The sequence below is a fragment of the Sulfitobacter sp. SK025 genome, from assembly GCF_003352105.1.
Classification (GTDB): Bacteria; Pseudomonadota; Alphaproteobacteria; order Rhodobacterales; family Rhodobacteraceae; genus Sulfitobacter; species Sulfitobacter pontiacus.
In genome coordinates, this window is record NZ_CP025808.1 from 2,147,990 (window position 1) to 2,165,799 (window position 17,810).

General features: G+C 60.5%; 15 protein-coding genes. 6 read left to right on the forward strand and 9 right to left on the reverse strand.

Annotated elements, in window-relative coordinates; all coding sequences use genetic code 11:
- Window positions 1-23 precede the first annotated feature (23 nt).
- The 3 genes from pgi to zwf are packed head-to-tail and all read right to left on the reverse strand — an operon-like array spanning window position 24 to window position 3,747.
- On the reverse strand, window positions 24-1,613 hold the full coding sequence (gene pgi, locus C1J04_RS10475; protein ID WP_009824720.1) for a glucose-6-phosphate isomerase: 1,590 nt from the start codon (window positions 1,611-1,613) through the stop codon (window positions 24-26).
- Entirely contained in the window at window positions 1,610-2,281 is a 672-nt protein-coding gene (gene pgl / locus C1J04_RS10480) for a 6-phosphogluconolactonase (RefSeq protein WP_009824721.1), read from the reverse strand. Before pgl ends, pgi begins: the two co-directional genes overlap by 4 nt.
- Window positions 2,278-3,747 carry a glucose-6-phosphate dehydrogenase gene (zwf, locus tag C1J04_RS10485; protein ID WP_009824722.1) on the reverse strand — a complete coding sequence of 490 codons (1,470 nt, stop codon included), beginning with the start codon at window positions 3,745-3,747 and terminating at the stop codon, window positions 2,278-2,280. Before zwf ends, pgl begins: the two co-directional genes overlap by 4 nt.
- Window positions 3,748-3,924: 177 nt before the next feature.
- Between zwf and C1J04_RS10490 the strand changes: the two genes are divergently transcribed.
- Complete coding sequence (locus C1J04_RS10490; RefSeq protein ID WP_009824723.1) at window positions 3,925-4,872, forward strand: radical SAM protein; 948 nt, start codon at window positions 3,925-3,927, stop codon at window positions 4,870-4,872.
- Between the two features lie 18 nt (window positions 4,873-4,890).
- Here C1J04_RS10490 and C1J04_RS10495 read toward each other — a convergent pair whose 3' ends face one another.
- A complete protein-coding gene (locus C1J04_RS10495) occupies window positions 4,891-5,952 on the reverse strand; it encodes a DUF2855 family protein (RefSeq protein ID WP_009824724.1) in 1,062 nt (353 codons plus the stop codon).
- A gap of 239 nt (window positions 5,953-6,191) precedes the next feature.
- Here C1J04_RS10495 and gyrA point away from each other — a divergent pair, with 239 nt between their 5' ends.
- Window positions 6,192-8,948 carry a DNA gyrase subunit A gene (gyrA, locus tag C1J04_RS10500; protein WP_037944370.1) on the forward strand — a complete coding sequence of 919 codons (2,757 nt, stop codon included), beginning with the start codon at window positions 6,192-6,194 and terminating at the stop codon, window positions 8,946-8,948.
- Window positions 8,949-9,083: 135 nt separating this feature from the next.
- On the opposite strand, the gene C1J04_RS10505 is transcribed toward gyrA, so the two are convergent.
- The 4 genes from C1J04_RS10505 to C1J04_RS10520 form a co-directional block, all read right to left on the reverse strand.
- Window positions 9,084-9,434 (reverse strand): hypothetical protein, encoded by a 351-nt coding sequence (locus C1J04_RS10505; RefSeq protein ID WP_009824727.1) that lies wholly within the window; start codon window positions 9,432-9,434, stop codon window positions 9,084-9,086.
- A gap of 141 nt (window positions 9,435-9,575) precedes the next feature.
- A complete protein-coding gene (locus C1J04_RS10510) occupies window positions 9,576-11,051 on the reverse strand; it encodes a carboxypeptidase M32 (RefSeq protein WP_009824728.1) in 1,476 nt (491 codons plus the stop codon).
- Complete coding sequence (gene ctaA, locus C1J04_RS10515; protein ID WP_009824729.1) at window positions 11,051-12,202, reverse strand: heme A synthase; 1,152 nt, start codon at window positions 12,200-12,202, stop codon at window positions 11,051-11,053. Before ctaA ends, C1J04_RS10510 begins: the two co-directional genes overlap by 1 nt.
- A gap of 55 nt (window positions 12,203-12,257) precedes the next feature.
- Window positions 12,258-13,010: an RNA methyltransferase gene (locus C1J04_RS10520; RefSeq protein ID WP_005853757.1), complete on the reverse strand. Its 753-nt coding sequence runs from the start codon at window positions 13,008-13,010 to the stop codon at window positions 12,258-12,260.
- Between the two features lie 156 nt (window positions 13,011-13,166).
- On the opposite strand from C1J04_RS10520, the gene C1J04_RS10525 reads away from it, so the two are divergent.
- The gene (locus C1J04_RS10525) at window positions 13,167-13,787 is read left to right on the forward strand and encodes a thiamine phosphate synthase (RefSeq protein WP_009824730.1); all 621 of its coding nucleotides are present in this window, start codon (window positions 13,167-13,169) and stop codon (window positions 13,785-13,787) included.
- 16 nt (window positions 13,788-13,803) lie between these two features.
- On the opposite strand, the gene C1J04_RS10530 is transcribed toward C1J04_RS10525, so the two are convergent.
- Window positions 13,804-15,129 carry a HupE/UreJ family protein gene (locus C1J04_RS10530; RefSeq protein WP_009824731.1) on the reverse strand — a complete coding sequence of 442 codons (1,326 nt, stop codon included), beginning with the start codon at window positions 15,127-15,129 and terminating at the stop codon, window positions 13,804-13,806.
- On the opposite strand from C1J04_RS10530, the gene C1J04_RS10535 reads away from it, so the two are divergent.
- From C1J04_RS10535 to C1J04_RS10545, 3 genes are read left to right on the forward strand one after another with little or no spacing between them, the layout of a single operon-like run.
- A complete protein-coding gene (locus C1J04_RS10535) occupies window positions 15,128-15,943 on the forward strand; it encodes a DUF4198 domain-containing protein (RefSeq protein WP_009824732.1) in 816 nt (271 codons plus the stop codon). The genes C1J04_RS10530 and C1J04_RS10535 overlap by 2 nt on opposite strands.
- Before the next feature lie 57 nt (window positions 15,944-16,000).
- Window positions 16,001-16,885 (forward strand): PfkB family carbohydrate kinase, encoded by an 885-nt coding sequence (locus C1J04_RS10540; protein ID WP_037944378.1) that lies wholly within the window; start codon window positions 16,001-16,003, stop codon window positions 16,883-16,885.
- Entirely contained in the window at window positions 16,882-17,796 is a 915-nt protein-coding gene (locus C1J04_RS10545; RefSeq protein WP_005853762.1) for a pseudouridine-5'-phosphate glycosidase, read from the forward strand. The genes C1J04_RS10540 and C1J04_RS10545 overlap by 4 nt, the downstream gene beginning before the upstream one ends.
- Window positions 17,797-17,810: the final 14 nt, after the last annotated feature.

The window sequence follows — 17,810 nt, forward strand, 5'->3', positions numbered from 1 at the left end:
TCTGGCAAAATGAAGCCGTGATCCTAGTCGGCGTGTTTTGCAATAAAGGCGACAAGAGCGGCGGTCGAGCCGTCTTTATCGGTAGCAGGTGCCGCGCCCTCGACGATGGGTTGCAAAGAGGTGGCGAGCTCTTTGCCCAGCTCCACGCCCCATTGATCGTAGGAATTGATGCCCAGGATGACCCCTTCCACAAAGACGCGATGTTCATACAGCGCGATGATCTGCCCCAGGGCGAACGGGTCGAGCAGAGGGTAGCTGAGCGTGGTCGACGGGCGGTTGCCGGGGAAGACGCGGTGGCGCGCCTGACGGTCCAACTCGGCACCGGTCAGACCTTTTGCCGCCATCAGCTCTGACGCTTCTTGCAAGGATCGCCCGCGCATCAATGCTTCGGATTGCGCAAGACAATTGGCGATCAGCAGCTTGTGGTGATGTGTCAGGTCCGGCTCGTGCCCATTGGCCGCGATCAGGAATTCGCAAGGAATGACGCGGGTGCCTTGGTGGATCAGTTGGTAGAACGCGTGCTGGCCGTTGGTGCCCGCTGCGCCCCAGACGACGGGACCCGTGTGATAGGGCGCGGTTGTGCCGTCCATCAGGGTCGACTTGCCGTTGGATTCCATTTCAAGCTGCTGGAGGTAATCGGGCAGTTGCCCCAACCGCTGGTCATAGGGCAGCACGGCGCGGGTGGCATAGCCGCAGATCTGATTATGCCAGATGCCGACCAAGGCCAGCAGCATGGGCATGTTCTCGTGCGGGGCGGCCGCGCAGAAGTGACGGTCCATCGCCTGCCCCCCGCGCAGAAACGCATCAAAGGCGCGCGGGCCAATGGCAATCATCAGCGACAGGCCGATGGGCCCCCAAACGGAATAGCGCCCACCGACCCAGTCTTCGAAGCCAAAGACCTGATCCGCGTCGATGCCGAAATCGCTGGTCTTGTCCTGCGCCGTGCTCAGGGCTGCAAACTGCTTTGCCGGATCGCCGCCATTCTCTGTCATCCACGCGCGTGCGGTTCGGGCGTTGGTCATCGTCTCGATCGTGGTGAAGGTCTTGGAAGCGACGATCACCAGTGTGGTTTTCGCATCAAGCCCGCGGAGCGTGTCCGAGATATGCGCCCCGTCGACATTCGACACGAAGTGGCAGCGCGGCCCGTCATGATAGGGCGAGAGCGCCTGCACCGCCATCGCGGGCCCAAGATCGGACCCGCCGATCCCGATATTCACCACATCCGTAATGTCGCTGCTGCGGATCTGATCCGCGAAACCGCGCATCCGGTCGAGCGTATCATGAACGCCGGGCATCACATCCGCCCCATCCACCATCACCGCGCCCCCATCAAGATTGCGCAGCGCGGTGTGCAATACGGCACGGTCTTCGGTCTCGTTTATCTTTTCGCCTGCGAACATCGCATCGCGACGCGCGGGCACATCGGCGGCATTGATCAGCGCCAGCAGCGCATCCATCGTATCGCGGTCAAGATTGGTTTTGGAGAAGTCGAACAACATGTCACCGGTCTGCGCGCTGAATGTCTGGGCGCGATCGGCTGTATCGAACAACGACAGGATAGAGCGGTCTTGCACCGCCGCCTGCATACGGATCAAATCATCAAATTGCGTCATGGTGCCCAATGTACTGTTGCCTCGTTCAATACTGCGCCGATGGGGGCCTGAAGGGCCGGCAGGCTTTGCGCCTGTTCCACCGCTGCGCGTTTTTCATCGCCAAAGATCACAAGATGTTTTGACATTGCGCCTTCCAGCACCCTGCGCGACAGGGTGATGCGCCCGATATCCTGCCCGTCGACATCGATCGGACAGAGCGCCGGCGCGTCCGCGGCCATCGCTGCCTCTAGCCCGTTGGAACCCGGAAAGAGCGAAGCCGTGTGCATATCCGCGCCCATGCCCAGCAACAGCACCGACAGCGGTAATTGGGATTCGATCTGGGGAGACAGTGTTTCTGCGGCCTCGGCCGAGGTCAGCCCGTCGATATAGAACGGGGTGAACGCTGCCTCGGCCGCGCGACCCACCAGCAGGCGATTGCGCAAGAGCCGCGCGTTCGACATCTCGTGGTCGGGGGCGACCCAGCGTTCGTCACCCAGCATGACCTGCACCCGCGCCCAATCAAGATTGGCCGCGCTCAGGCTGTCAAAGATCGGCCCCGGGGTTGTTCCACCCGGCACGGCAAAGCTGACCGTGTCATGGGACAGCAGGGCGTTCTTCAGCTCCCCTGCGATCAGATTGGCGAGGTCCATCGCAAGGACTTCGCGGTCGGCATATTCGATCAACTTCATGCAGAATACTCCCGCCATTGGCGCTGGTCACGGCGCATCAGTTCGTTGGCATCTGTCGGGCCGTCGGACCCGCTGTCGTAGGGTTTGGGCACGTCATTGCGCGCTTCCCAGCCCTGGATGATCGGGTCGGTCCAGGCCCAAGCGGCCTCTACCTCGTCGCCGCGCATGAACAGGGTCTGGTTGCCACGGATCACGTCCATGATCAGACGTTCATAGGCGTCTACCTGTTCAGCGCCTTCAGGCCCCAAAGCGTCGGCGAATGTCATATCCAAGGGCACGTCCACCAAACGCATGCCGCCCGGGCCCGGTTCCTTGATCGTCACGCCAAGGGTGATGCCTTCGTTCGGCTGCAAACGGATCGACAGAACGTTGCGGTGGCGGCCTGCGTCTTCGGCAAAAATCGAATGGGGCGTTTCCTTGAACACGACCGTGATCTCGGAGGACCGCGCCGCCATACGTTTGCCGGTGCGCAGATAAAAGGGCGTGCCAGCCCACCGCCAGTTACTGATGTGGGTTTTCAGCGCGACGAAACTTTCGGTGCGCGAGCGCGGATCCCCCACAGCGGTACGGTAACCGGGTTGTTCGGCCTCGTTGCACGGTTCCGCCTGATATTGACCGCGGGCGATGTGATGCGGCAGCACAGGGTCCAGCGCGCGGATCACCTTGAGCTTTTCATCGCGTACCGCGTCGGGGTCAAACCGCGCGGGAGGCTCCATCGCGATCAGGCACAAAAGCTGCATCAGGTGGTTTTGCACCATATCGCGCATGGCACCCGATTTGTCGTAATATTCGCCCCTGCCCCCGACGCCGACGGTTTCGGCCACGGTGATCTGGATGTGATCGACATATTGGCTGTTCCACAGCGGCTCGAACAGCATGTTGCCAAACCGCACAGCCATCAGGTTTTGCACCGTCTCTTTGCCCAGATAGTGGTCGATCCGGTAGATCTGGCTTTCGTCGAAATACTTGGCGAGCGTGGCGTTGAGCGCCTGCGCGGTTTTCAGGTCGCGGCCAAAGGGCTTTTCGACGACGATCCGGCTTTGCGCATCCGCCATGCCCCATTGTTGCAGACGTTCCGCCAGATCACCGAACAACGCGGGCGAGACGGAGAAATAATAGGCCTCTACCCGTTCGGTCCCGGCCATGAGCTTTTGCAGCTCGGCCCAGCCGTCCTCGCCTTTCGCGTCAATCGCGACATATTCTAGCCGGTCGATGAACCCGTCCAGCTGCGCCTTCTCGTGCTCGAAGTCGCCGTTGAATTCGGCAATCGCCTCGCGGATCATCTGCTGGTAGCCCGCGCGGTCCATTTCTGTGCGCGCGGCACCTATGACACGGGCGTTTTCGGGCATCTGCCCTGCACAAAAGCGCCGGAACAAGCCCGGCAGGATCTTGCGGCGCGCCAGATCGCCTGTGCCGCCGAAAATCACCAGATCAAAAGGATCGACCGGAATGACGCGTGATACCATGTGGATGCTCCTTGTCGCGAGGCTACGACGTTTGGGTGCCGAGATGTGATGTTAGCGCAAACATACTGAGATTTCCGTTTTTCACAAGTCTGTGCACCAAATGACACGGGGTTTTATTGCGCATACCATTCGCATAGACAAAGAAAAGTAATTTATACAGGTGAGGCCCGGTTTCCTATGAAAGACGTTGTCGACGCAAATATCGGTAAATTTCAGGACCCTGCCCTGACGGCCAAGGGCGAACCCCGCGCGACTGTCAGCCTGACAAACCCGCAGACGCTGTGGTTCAACACCGGCACCCTGTGCAACATTGAATGCGTGAACTGCTATATCGCGTCCAGCCCGACGAATGATGCGCTGGTCTATATCACCGCCGACGAGGTGCGCGATTATCTGGGGCAAATCACGCAGCGCAACTGGCCGGTGACAGAGATTGCCTTTACCGGCGGCGAGCCGTTCATGAACCCGCAGATGATCGAGATCACCGAAGCCTCGCTGGCCGCCGGATATGACGTGCTGATCCTGACCAACGCCATGCGCCCGATGATGCGTAAATCCGTGCAAGCGGGGCTGGTGCGCCTGAACGAAGCCTATCCCGGCAAGCTGACATTGCGCATTTCCGTGGATCACTACCGCACCGATCTGCATGACGCAGAGCGCGGCGCGGGCGCGCTGGAAAAGACAGTGACCGGCATGAAATGGCTGCGCGACAATAACATCCGCATGGCCGTTGCAGGGCGGTCGGTTTTTGGCGCAACAGACGAAGACAGCCGCGCCGGATACGGGGCATTTTACGCTGAACACAGCTTTGACATCGACCCGCAAGACCCTGGGATGACAGTACTTTTCCCTGAGATGGATGAAACCGTCGAAGTGCCGGAAATCACCACCGCCTGCTGGGGAATCCTGGATAAGTCCCCCGACGCGGTGATGTGTTCCAGCTCGCGGATGGTGGTAAAGCGCAAAGGTGCTGCGACCCCTGCCGTGCTGGCCTGCACCCTGCTGCCCTACACCGAAGAGTTCGAACTGGGCCATTCGCTGGAAGAAGCGGAAAAAGACGTTGCCCTGAACCACCCTCATTGCGCCAAATTCTGCGTCTTGGGCGGGGCAAGCTGTTCGGCCTGACCCCGCGCCCGCACAGCACTAGGGGCGGATAATCGCGCCGACCTTGGGGTCGGCCTCCCCCCGTGCGAGGGTGGCATAGATCTCTTCCGCATCGGCCACGCCGTCATGGACCTGCACCTCCATCCAATCGGATGCGCTGGCCGCGATGCGCTTCCACGCGGCGGTGATCTGCGCCTCGATCTTGCCGGGGCCCCATTCCTCGCGGCGCTTGGCGACCTGTGAGGGCGCAAAGAAGAATTGCGGCTTGGGGCCATCCAACGGGGCTGTCGGGGTGAACTGATCCCAATGGCTCAGCCCGACAGCCGAGGAATGTTTCAGCTGATTTTTCAACGTGCTGTGCAGTTTGGCTTTGACCGTACTATTGCCGGACATATCGACATAGACGGATGGGACATGGTCCAGCGCGTCGGTCTGGTCGTAGGTCAGCACCGTATCGCAATGCCCCAATCCTTCGACAAAGGCGCGATTGCCGGCAGACGTGAGGCCCACGATCTTGACCCCGCGCGCCTCTGCCTCGGCGAGGTAGCTGCACAGGCCCAATCCGGTCTTGGACGAGGCGCTGCCCACAATAATCTGCTTGGCACCGAAAAATTCGTTATCCAGCAGCCAGTCGTAAATCAGATACGACGTCGCCAGCAGCGGTTGCAGCAAGGCGCGCAGGTGATCCTCTGATGCGGGGGCGGTTTTGACGGGCGTGTACTGATTATAGATCAAGGGCAGTTTCGCCCGATGTGCCGCCGCATCCACCAGACCCGCCGCGCCTTTTTCAGGCGTGATCACCAACTCGGATGCCATTGGATAAAAGCCATAAAGCCGCGTGCCGAGCTCAAGCACATCTGTGCGGCTTTCGACGACTTTTGCAGTCCCCCACACGGGCACGATCCCCCATCCGTTCTCGGATGTCGGGAAAAACTGCCAATAGCCGATATCGAAACCCGCCGCCGCATAGGTCACATTGTTCGATGTCACCGCGAAGCTTTCGATCGCAAGACGCGCCTGCCCCGGCGCCAGCGGCTCTCCTTCCGCCTCGAGCATGCGGGTTTCGGTGATTGCGTTTTGATTGACCAGTATCTGTTGCACGTAGATGCCTCCCCCTCGTTTTGCTTTAGCCTACCCCAAACGCGCGGGCTTAAACCACCAATTGACATTGACGTTACGCCACAAAAATCACGCCGGATTTAGTATCATTACATTTCAACAACTTAGCCTGATGAGCAAGTGAATCCCCGCCTGCCAAGGCCGCAGGCATTGCACCCGATATGCCCCGTCTGCTATACAAAACCGCAAGATATAGAACCAGCAAGAGCTAGGCAGATTACGTGAACGACACGCCAGAAACCCCTGAAAACGATGACGAAATCCCGGCTACGCGCCCCGTGTATGATGGCCCGTCGGTCAATATCGAACACGAGATGCGGACATCCTATCTGGATTACGCCATGTCGGTCATCGTTTCGCGCGCCATTCCCGACCTGCGAGACGGGCTGAAACCGGTTCACCGCCGCATCATCTATTCGATGTATGAAAAAGGCATCACCCACGAAAAAGCCTACCGCAAGTCTGCAAAGTCCGTGGGCGATGTAATGGGCTCCTACCACCCGCATGGGGACAGCGCGATCTATGACGCTCTGGTCCGCATGGCGCAGGACTTCTCTATGTCGCTGCCGCTGATTGACGGACAGGGTAACTTTGGGTCGATGGACGGCGATAGCGCCGCGGCGATGCGTTATACGGAATCGCGCCTTGATAAGGTCGCGTCCTTCATGACCGGCGATCTGGACAAGGAAACCGTTGATTTCATCGACAACTACGATGGCAAAGAACGCGAACCCACTGTTTTGCCAGCACGGTTCCCGAATATGCTGGTCAATGGTGCGGGCGGTATCGCCGTTGGTATGGCGACCAACATCCCGCCGCATAACTTGGGCGAAGTGATCGACGCCTGTCAGGCCCTGATCGAGAACCCCGATCTGACCTCGGAAGAGCTAATCGAATATATCCCCGGCCCCGACTTCCCCACCGGCGGGATTATGTTGGGTCGTTCGGGCGCGCGCAAAGCCTATCTTGAGGGGCGCGGCAGTGTGATCATGCGGGCCAAGACCCGTGTCGAAGAGATTCGCAAAGACCGTTTCGCCATCGTCATCGACGAGATCTGCTATCAGGTGAACAAATCCACCATGATCGAAAAGATCGCCGAGCAGGTGCGCGAGAAGAAGATCGACGGCATCGCCCATGTTCAGGACGAATCTGACCGCAACGGCGTGCGCGTTGTGATCGAGCTGAAGCGCGACGCGACGGCCGAAGTGGTGATGAACCAGCTCTACCGTTTCACCCCGATGCAGACCTATTTCGGCTGTAACATGCTGGCGCTCAACGGCGGCCGGCCCGAACAGCTGACCCTGCGCAAGTTCCTGACATCCTTCATCGATTTCCGCGAAGATGTCGTTGCCCGCCGCACTGCCTATCTGCTGCGCAAGGCGCGTGAACGCAGCCACATCCTGTGTGGTCTGGCCGTGGCCGTTACCAATATCGACGAGGTCGTCGCGACGATCCGGTCCTCCGCCGATGCTGCGGAAGCGCGCGAAAAGCTGATGACCCGCCGTTGGCCCGCGGAACAGATCCTGCAATATATCGCATTGATCGACGATCCGACACATACCGCCAATGACGACGGCACCTATAACCTGTCCGAAGCACAGGCCCGCGCCATTCTGGAACTGCGTTTGCAGCGTCTGACACAGATCGGGGTGAAAGAGGTCACCGACGAGCTGGAAGAACTGGCCAAGAAAATCAAGGAGTACCTTGAAATTCTGGGCAGCCGCGAACGGATTATGGGCATCATCTCGGACGAGCTGGCCGAGGTGAAAGACCAGTTTGCCGTGCCGCGCCGCACAGAGATCGTCGACTGGTCCGGCGACATGGACGACGAAGACCTGATCGCGCGCGAGGATATGGTCGTGACCGTAACCTCCGGTGGCTATATCAAACGCACCCCACTGGTCGATTTCCGCAGCCAACGCCGCGGCGGCAAAGGTGTTTCGGGCATGCAAACGAAGGAAGAGGACGTCGTCACCACCCTCTTCGTTGCCAATACCCACACACAACTGCTGTTCTTTACGACCGACGGCATGGTCTACAAGCTCAAGACCTGGCGTTTGCCCCAAGGCGGGCGCACGTCAAAGGGCAAGGCGATCGTCAATATCCTGCCCATCCCGACCGGCGTTTCCATCGCGGCGATTATGCCCGTGGACCGTGACGAAAAAGAATGGGACGATCTGCAGGTGGTCTTTGCGACATCCGCGGGCACCGTGCGCCGGAACAAGCTGTCGGATTTCACCAACGTCATGCGCAACGGCAAGATCGCCATGAAGTTCGAGGACGACCACGCCGACACCACGCTGATCAACGCACGCATCGCGTCGAATGATGATGATGTCATGCTGGTGACCAATTCGGGCCGCGCGATCCGCTTCCCTGCGACGGATGTGCGCGTCTTTAACAGCCGCGCCTCTGTCGGGGTGCGTGGGATCAAGCTGAACGGCGATGACAAGGTCGTTTCCATGTCGATCATCCGTCACTTCGACGCCAGCTCGGAAGAACGAACCGCCTACCTCAAGATGCGCCGCGCGATGGCCGGTCTGGCCGATGATGCGGAAGGCGACGAAGACGAAGCCCCCGCTGATCCGAATTTCTCGCAAGAGCGCTACGCCGAAATGTCCGCAGCCGAGAACCTGCTGCTGACAATCACCGAAAAAGGCGCGGGCAAACTATCCTCCAGCCACGACTATCCCGTTCGCGGGCGTGGGGGCCTAGGTGTGACCGCGATGGACAAAGCGATGCGCGGTGGCGATATCGTCGCCTCCTTCCCTGTCGAGATGGATGATCAGATCATGCTCGCGACCTCTAAAGGGCAATCGATTCGCGTCCCGGTAGAGGGTATTTCCTTCCGGTCGCGCAGTGCCGGTGGCGTCAAAGTCTTTGACACCGGACGCGGCGAAGTTGTGGTTAGCGTTGCGTGGATTGCAGACCAAGGTGATGAAACCGGCGACGACGAGATCGCAACGCCTGAAGCGTAAGTCGCCCACCAGAATGCTAAAAGCCGCCCCTCGTACTGAGTGGGCGGCTTTTTTCTTTGCGCGCTACGGATTGGCATAAAAAAACGCCCCCGAGGGGGCGTTTTCGAAACTCTCAGATCGTCAGATCTGTATTGCTTACGACCCGTTGGAACCGTTGGAGCCGTTTGTGCCGTTTGCGTCGTCATCGTTGCTTGCGATAACTGCAACTGCAACGATAACCGCTGCGATACCACCGGCTGCGGCGGGGCTCAGGCCCTCAAAGCCAACGCCACCAGCCGCATTCGGGTCAATGCAACGACGCGCGATGATGCCGTCAATTTCTGTTGGTGCCTGGCAGGCGTAGGTTACGCCGTCTGCGCCAACAACTGTGGTTGGGTAGCCGGGAACGCCGGACTCACCGCCAACAGCGGCTTGGGTTGTAACTTGAGCGGAAGCTGCGCCGGCAGTCATCAAAAGCGCGGCAGCAAATGCTGTGAAGCGTGTCATATAATTTCTCCAGTGTGCGAAGGTCAAAAATCTTGATCATCATATCGCATATTTCGGGCGCAAAAGCAAACTTGATATTGATGGTACAGTTGTCAGATCAAGTAAATGCAATTCAACCGACCGTTTTCGGGCGCGGCCAGACTATAATGCATATAGAGCGCTGAATTTCTCCGTCAAATAAGAAAGCAAGGGGGCCTCGCTCGGCTGCTCCCCGGTGGCGCGCGTGATCAAATCCCGCGGGGCATATAGCCCGCCGTGGCGCTGGACATTCTCGCGCAGCCAGCCCGTCGCCGCAGAGGTATCGCCCTGCGCCAATTGCGCATCCAGTTCCGGTACATCGCGGCGCAGCGCCGTATTCAGGCACCCGGCATAGACATTGCCCAAAGAATATGTCGGGAAATAGCCGAACAACCCGACCGACCAATGCACATCCTGCAACACGCCGTTCGAGGGCCGGTCAACCGCATAGCCGAAATCGGCCTCGAACCTGTCGTTCCACGCGGCTTCCAGATCACCGACCTGCAGATCACCGGCCATCAAAGCGCGTTCCAGATCAAACCGCAGAAGAACGTGCAGATTGTATTGCAACTCGTCGGCCTCGGTCCGGATATAGCCGTCAGAGACGCGGTTCACGATGCGGTAGAAGGTTTCTTCATCGGCCACGCCAAACTCACCGAAGGCATCGCGCATCTGACCATACAACCAGCCGGTAAAGGCACGGCTGCGCCCAAGCTGGTTTTCATAGATGCGGCTTTGACTTTCGTGGACCCCCATAGACACCCCCGCCCCAAGCGGCGTCAAAAGGTAGCCCTTGTCGATGCCCTGCTCATAGCAGGCATGCCCGACCTCGTGGATGGTCGAATAGAAACAGTTGAACGGGTCCAGCTCGTTGGTGCGTGTGGTGATCCGCACATCAAGCCCGGACCCGCTTGAGAACGGATGCACGGCCTTATCCACGCGCCCCATGGTCATATCATAGCCGAAGGTGGTGGCGAGCTGACGTGTCAGCTTCATCTGGGTCTCCGCGTCAAAGCGGCCCTCTAGCACCGGCGGTGCTTCGGCGGCGCGCACGGCTTCGCGCAGGCGCGTCAGCTCGGGGCGCAATGCGCCGAACATCGCCTCCAGCTCGACAGCACGCGCACCGGGTTCATAATCATCCAGCATCGCGTCATAGACATCGCCGCCGGCAGCCAGCGCCTGCCCCTCTTCGCGCTTCAGCGCGATCACCTCGGCCAGGGTCGGGGCAAAGGCCGCGACATCATCGGCGGCGCGCGCCTCGGCCCAGATGCCCTGCGCTTCCGAAGTGACCCGCGCGATGCGCGCAGCAAGGGCTGCGGGCACTTTAGAGCTGCGCGCGTGACTGCGACGGATGTCACGCAGCTGCGCTTGTCCGACGGGGTTCAGCGCCGCTTCGTCGATCCTGTCCAGCCATTCGGGAATGCGCGGATCCACACGGCGTGCATGAAGCACGCCTTCCATCGCGGCCATCTCCTCGCCACGCTGCGGGGCGGCCCCGCGTGGCATGACTGTTTCCTGATCCCAACCCAACCGGCCGGCGACCTGTGCCAAAGCCTCGGTTTCGCGCTGGAACGCCATCAACTCATCAAAAGCACTCATCAGGAATTTCCTCGTACAGATGTCGGAATGGGATAGGCGCTCAGGAAGCGGGCGCGCAGGATCAGCACCCACAGCACCACGGCAAGCACCTGATGGAAGATCGCGATATGTACCGGTGCGGCGTTGATCACGGTCACAATGCCCAAGGCGATCTGCCCCAGCATCGCGATCATCATCAGGTTGAACGCTTTGCGCGTATTGGGATGCGCCGATTTACGGCCCCGCAGCCAGACCACGATAGCAAAGGCAAACAGCAGATAGCCCGCCATGCGGTGCATGAACTGCACCAGCCCGGGGTTTTCAAAGAAGTTGCGCCAGACCGGCGTGATGCTGAAGGCGTCAGGCGGAAAGAACTGCCCCTGCATCAGCGGCCAATCGACAAAGAACCGCCCCGCATCGATTCCCGCGACCAGCGCGCCCAGCAGGATCTGCAGGAAGGCAAAATGCAACAGGCCCGTGGACATGCCGAAAAGCTTCGCCTCCTTGGCGCGTCGCGCCTGCATCAGGTCACGCTCGGTCCGGCCCAATAGCAACGCATACCAGGTGATGAACCCAAGGATGACAAAGGCAAGCCCCAAGTGCGTGGCCAAACGGTAGCTGGCGACATCCAGAACCGCCTCTCCGCTGGTGACGCCCGACGACACCATCCACCAGCCGATCGCACCCTGCAGCCCGCCAAGACCGCCCAACACAAGCAAACGCCCGGCCCAGCCAACGGGGATCTGGCGACGCAAGAGAAACCACAAGAACCCGACAGCCCAGACCAGGCCGATCACCCGGCCCAACTGCCGATGGCCCCATTCCCACCAGTAGATTGCTTTGAAATCAGACAGTTCCATCCAGGAGTTCTGGACCTGGAACTCGTCAATCTCTTGGTATTTGGCGAATTCCGACTGCCAGTCCGCCTCGTTCATCGGCGGCATGGCTCCGGTAAAGGGCTTCCATTCGGTGATGCTCAGGCCACTGTCGGTCAATCGGGTCAGACCGCCCACGGCGATCATCACAAAGACCAATGCGAATAGGATGAACAGCCAGATACGGATGCCACGGCGTGCCCCACCCCGCCCGCGGTCAATGCCGCCAGCCTGTGCCACGGGGCGCATGGCCTGCGCCTCTCCTACGTCCTCGAACAGCTTTCGTTTTTCGGCCATGGTGCCTCTCGTCTGCTAGGGTTTGTGCAGAAGTAGGACACAAGCGCACAAAGGTCTAGCCGCGCTCTTTCCAACGTACCATCTGTCGCAGGGTGCCGTGCAAGGTCTGCACATCGGCACGGGTCAGCGGCAGGCGCGACCACATGTTGCGCAGGTTGATCTTCATGCTGGCGGCCTTGTGCTCGGGGTAGAAAAAGCCGGCGGTGTCCAGACGGTCCTCGAAATGCCGTGCGAGATGTTCGATCTCGCTGTTGTCGGCCCAGTCGGTGCCCGCCATCTCGACCTGCTCGGCCACGACATCGCCCTGCGCGCGCATCCACTCATAGCCCATCAGCAACACACATTGCGCTAGGTTAAGCGAAGCAAAGGCAGGGTTTACCGGCACCGAGACAATCGCATTCGCGCGGCTGATATCATCATTCTCAAGCCCTGCCCGTTCCGGCCCGAACAGCACCGAGACACGGCGGCCCTCGCGGATCATCTGCGCGGCTTTGGCCATAGCCGCTTCAGGACTATAAACTGGCTTGGTCAGATCTCGATCGCGCGCCGTGGTGGCAAAAACAAAGGCAGCATCGCCCACAGCACCGGCCAGATCATCATAGATCACCGCCTCATCCAGCAACCGCCCCGCACCAGATGCCATAGCAACGGCCGAAGGGTTCGGCCAGCCGTCACGCGGCGCGACAATGCGCATGCGATCAAGGCCAAAGTTCCACATGGCCCGAGCGGCGGCACCGATGTTTTCGCCCATCTGCGGGCGCACAAGCACAAAGGCCGGGATCTGCGGGTGTTCTACTGTATCATTCATGGGCACCTCATACGCGCGCGGCGCGCACCTCGCAAGAACGACGGGGCGCTCCGCGCGCCTTCCAAATGGGAAAAAATCCTCGCCGAAGGCATAAAAGTTTTTCTTTCCCCGCGTGATCCGTTAATTGACGCGCAATAACGCAAAGGACAGCAAGCCATGGATACGCCCGAACAGCCGCAGCTTTACCTGATTACCCCGCCCGAGCTTGAACTCTCCAGCTTCCCCGACCAGCTGGCGCGTGTGCTGGATGCGCATGATGTGGCCTGCGTGCGTCTGGCGCTCAGCACCCGTGACGAAGATCGCGTAATGCGCGCGGCGGATGCGCTGCGGGGCGTCACCGACGCGCGTGACATTGCGCTGGTGATTGCGGATCACACTTTGCTGGCGGAACGGTTGGGGCTTGATGGCGTGCATCTGTCGGATGCGGCACGCTCCGTGCGTCATGCGCGCAAGACCTTGGGCGATGACGCCATTGTGGGCAGCTTTTGCAACGGCTCGCGTCACGACGGCATGGCCGCAGGCGAAGCGGGTGCGGATTACATCAGCTTTGGTCCGGTGAACGCGTCCCTGCTGGACGATGGCACCCACGCCGAACAAGACCTGTTCCAGTGGTGGTCCGAAGTGATTGAAGTGCCGGTCGTCGCCGAAGGCGGGCTCAACACCGATCTGATCCGCGCGCTCACCCCCGTTACCGACTTTTTCGGCATCGGGGATGAAATCTGGACCAGCGAAACACCCCAGCAGGCGCTCGCCGATCTGATTGCCGCGATGAAGTAACCGCGCAGGGCGGGTGTTACAGGAACACCCGCTCTACGAACCAATAGGCCCCGATGACCGCAATCGCGACCGACGCCGGAATGGCGACAAAGCGACGGTAGGGTGCCGCGACCTGACGGAACTGCACCGACAGGAAACACCCGGTAAAGACCAGCGCCAGCGGGATCAGGAACACCGGTACCGGTGCCTCCAGCAGCGCGGCCACGGCGGGCATCGGCACGATGCACAGCGCCAGCGCAATCACCGTCAGCGCCACATAAAGCCCCTTTGCCGCACGCGGGTCACCCTGCCCGCGCATCACCCGCAGCGCCTGCCAGACACAGAGGAACATGACGGCAATCACGGTGAGCTGCCCGATCTCTACCCCGATGTTGAACCCGATGAGCGCGGGGATGAACTGGTCTTGCGGCAAGCCGAATTCCCCCAGCACCGAGGCAAAACCAAGCCCGTGCAACAGACCAAAGCCAAAGATCACCAGCGGTCTCCACGGGCTGAGCCCTGCAAGAAAGATATTCTCGACCGCGACATAGACGATAGAGGCGGCGATCAACGGCTCGACAATGCTACCGGGGACAGTCACCCAGCCAAGCGCGCCAAGCGCCAATGTCACCGTATGCGCTGCCGTAAACGCCGTGACCTGCCAGACCAGCGGGCGCAGATGTGTCGACAGGAAAAACAGCCCCAGCACGAACAGGATATGATCCAGCCCTTTGGGCAGGATGTGATCGAACCCGACGGGAATATAGCTGGCGAACGCCTCCCACGCGGATTGCTGTCCGCCGCCCGCAAGCAAAATTTCGGGGCTTTCCGCGCCACCGTCCAGATAACCGGTATAGGGGTTTTCGACCCCTTGTTGGCGCAGAACCAGCGCGCCCGACCCATCGGGCCATGACACCACCAGCCCGCGCGTGTCTTGCGGAACATTTCCTTGCAGCGACCATTCGGCGATGCGGGGCAGCTCTGGGTTCACATCTTCGGGAAGCGTCAGCGCCACTGCCTCCAGCGCGACAGGCTCCCCATCGGCGCGCAGCAGCGGTAGCGCGTTCCACTGGGCCAGCAATTCCGGCGCACGGGCCGCGACCTCATCGGCGGGCAAGGCACGCAAGCTGTCGTAATCGCTGGCATTTTCGGCATCATTCGTATCGGCCACCGCGTCCAGATCAATGCCGGATATCAGCGCCTCTAGGTTCACGCGCAGGTCAAGCGTGACCTGACCGTCGCTGCTTTGCACATCGGCGATGGTCGGTACGACTTCATGCGCCTGCGCGAGCCCTGCCATCCCACTTGACAAAACCAGCGCATAGGCCAGCTTGAGTATCAGTTTATAAAAGGTTGTTATCATGTTTCTGTCCCGTTTCGTACTCGTACTATCATTCTTATTACCAACTTCGGGTGTCACTGCGCATGAATTCTGGCTGGACGCGCCCGCGTATCAAGTACAGCCCGGCACCGAAATAACAACCGACATCCGCAACGGTCAGTTGTTCGAGGGCACACGCCTCGCCTATTTCCCGAACAGCACCGAACGGTTTGACGTGACTTTTGACGGGGAAACCACACCGGTCGCAGCGCGCATGGGCGATATCCCGGCGCTGAAGATGACCGCGCCGGATCAGGAAGGGCTGGCAATCGTCGCGCATCAGGCCAAGGCGACAATGCTGACCTATAAAGACTGGCAAACATTCGTCGGATTTACCGTGCATAAGGATTTCATGCAGGCATTGGCCGAGCACCGCTCGAAGGGCTACCCCCAAGACAAGGTGCGCGAACGCTATAGCCGCTATTCCAAGGCGCTGATCGCTGTCGGTGACGGACAAGGTGAAGACAAAGCCTTGGGGCTTGAAACCGAACTGGTCGCTCTCACCAACCCCTACACGCTTGAGGCCGATCAGCAGATGGAGGTCGCGCTGACCTACCAGCAAGAGCCGCGCCGCGATGTGCAGGTTGAAGTCTATGAACGCGACGCCGACAAGAACGTCACCGTGACCAAATACCGGACGGATGACGCGGGGCACGTCCAATTTCCGGTTGCCGCCGGGATGACCTATCTGGTGGATGCCGTGGTGCTGCGCCCTGCCCCGGACGTTGAAACCACCCCCACCAGCCCCCAATGGGAGAGCCTTTGGGCATCGCTGACATTTGCCGTGCCGGAATAGGCCTTTTCGCGCCGCCGCGCCTTGCGCCCGCCATATCGGTTGGGCCATACCGGCGGCATGACACATACACCTGACATTCTCTGCATCGGTTCCGTGCTTTGGGACATTATCGGCCGTGGCGATACGGTCATGCGGCAAGGCTCTGATATGCCCGGTCGCATCTCGCGTCTGCCCGGTGGCGTTGCGCTGAATATCGCGATGGCGCTGGCCCGCTTTGGGCTGTCCCCCGCCCTCATCAGCGCCGTCGGCCGCGACCCCGAAGGGGACGAGCTGATCGCCGCGTGTAAGCTGCGCGGGCTGCATACGGATCATGTGTACCGCTCGGATGATCTGCCCACGGACCGCTATATGGCGGTTGAGGGCACCAACGGCCTGATCGCCGCCATTGCCGATGCCCATTCGCTTGAGGCTGCGGGCGATAAAATCTTGCGCCCGTTCGAAGACGGATCGCTGCCCACCCCCTACCGCGGGGCCGTGGCGCTGGATGGCAACCTGACGCTGGACCTGCTGTCGCAAATGGCGCGTAGCCCGCTGCTTGAGCATGCCGATCTGCGCGTTGCTCCTGCGTCGCCGGGCAAGGCGCAACGGCTCACACCGTTTTTGCAGGCGGAACGCGGCACGCTTTACGTCAACCTCGAAGAAGCGGGGCTGCTGTGTCAGGCGACTTTCGACAATTCGCGCGATGCGGCCACGGCGCTGCTGTCGCGTGGTGCCGTGCGCGCGGTGGTCACCGATGGCGGCAATCCCGCGACGGTGGGTGCGCCAAGTGGTCTGATCACCCAGAACCCGCCGCCCGTCTCTGTCACCCGCGTCACCGGTGCCGGTGATACGTTCATGGCTGCCCATATCGCGGCTGAAATCAAAGGGGCGGCACCAGACGCGGCCCTGACCCAAGCGCTTAGTGCCGCTGCCCAATATGTTTCTGGAGAGACCAAAATATGATTCCCCTGCACCGCTCTGCCGAAGTCGCCAAAGCCCATGCGAATGGCACCCCTGTTGTTGCGCTGGAAAGCACGATCATCACCCACGGGATGCCCTATCCGCAAAACCTAGAGGTTGCGCGTCAGGTCGAGGCGGATGTGCGTGAGGCCGGTGCGATCCCCGCCACCATCGCGGTGATCGACGGACGGTTGCACATCGGGCTGGAAGACGACGAGCTGACAGCCTTGGCGCAGGCCAAGAATGTCGCGAAACTGTCGCGCGCCGATATGGCGGCCTGCATCGCCACGGGCGGCACCGGTGCCACCACGGTTGCCGCGACAATGATCGCCGCCCATCTGGCCGAGATCGCGGTTTTCGCCACCGGCGGTATCGGCGGCGTGCATAAGGGCGCAGAAGACAGCTTTGATATCTCTGCCGACCTGATGGAGCTTGCCCAAACGCCGGTGACCGTTGTCGCCGCGGGGGCCAAGGCCATTCTGGATGTGGCCAAAACGCTCGAGGTGCTGGAAACCCAAGGTGTGCCGGTGATCACCGTCGGCCAGGACAGCTTCCCCGCGTTCTGGAGCAGCACCTCCCCGCTGAAATCGCCCCTGCGCATGGATAGCGCGACTGATATCGCCGCCGCCCATAAGATGCGCGGCCATATGGGTCTGCCCGGAGGGCAGCTGGTCGCCAACCCGATCCCGAAAGAGGATGAAATCGCCGCCGCTGATCTGGCACCCATCATCAAGGCCGCGCAAGCCGATGCCAATACCCACGGCATCAGCGGTAAAGCCGTAACCCCTTATCTGTTGCAGCGCATCTTTGAACTGACCGAAGGCCGGTCGCTGACCGCGAACATCGCATTGGTGCGCAACAACGCCCGTTTTGCGTCCAAAATTGCGGCTGCACTTATGTCAAAAGACGCATAAAGCTTAATTATTAT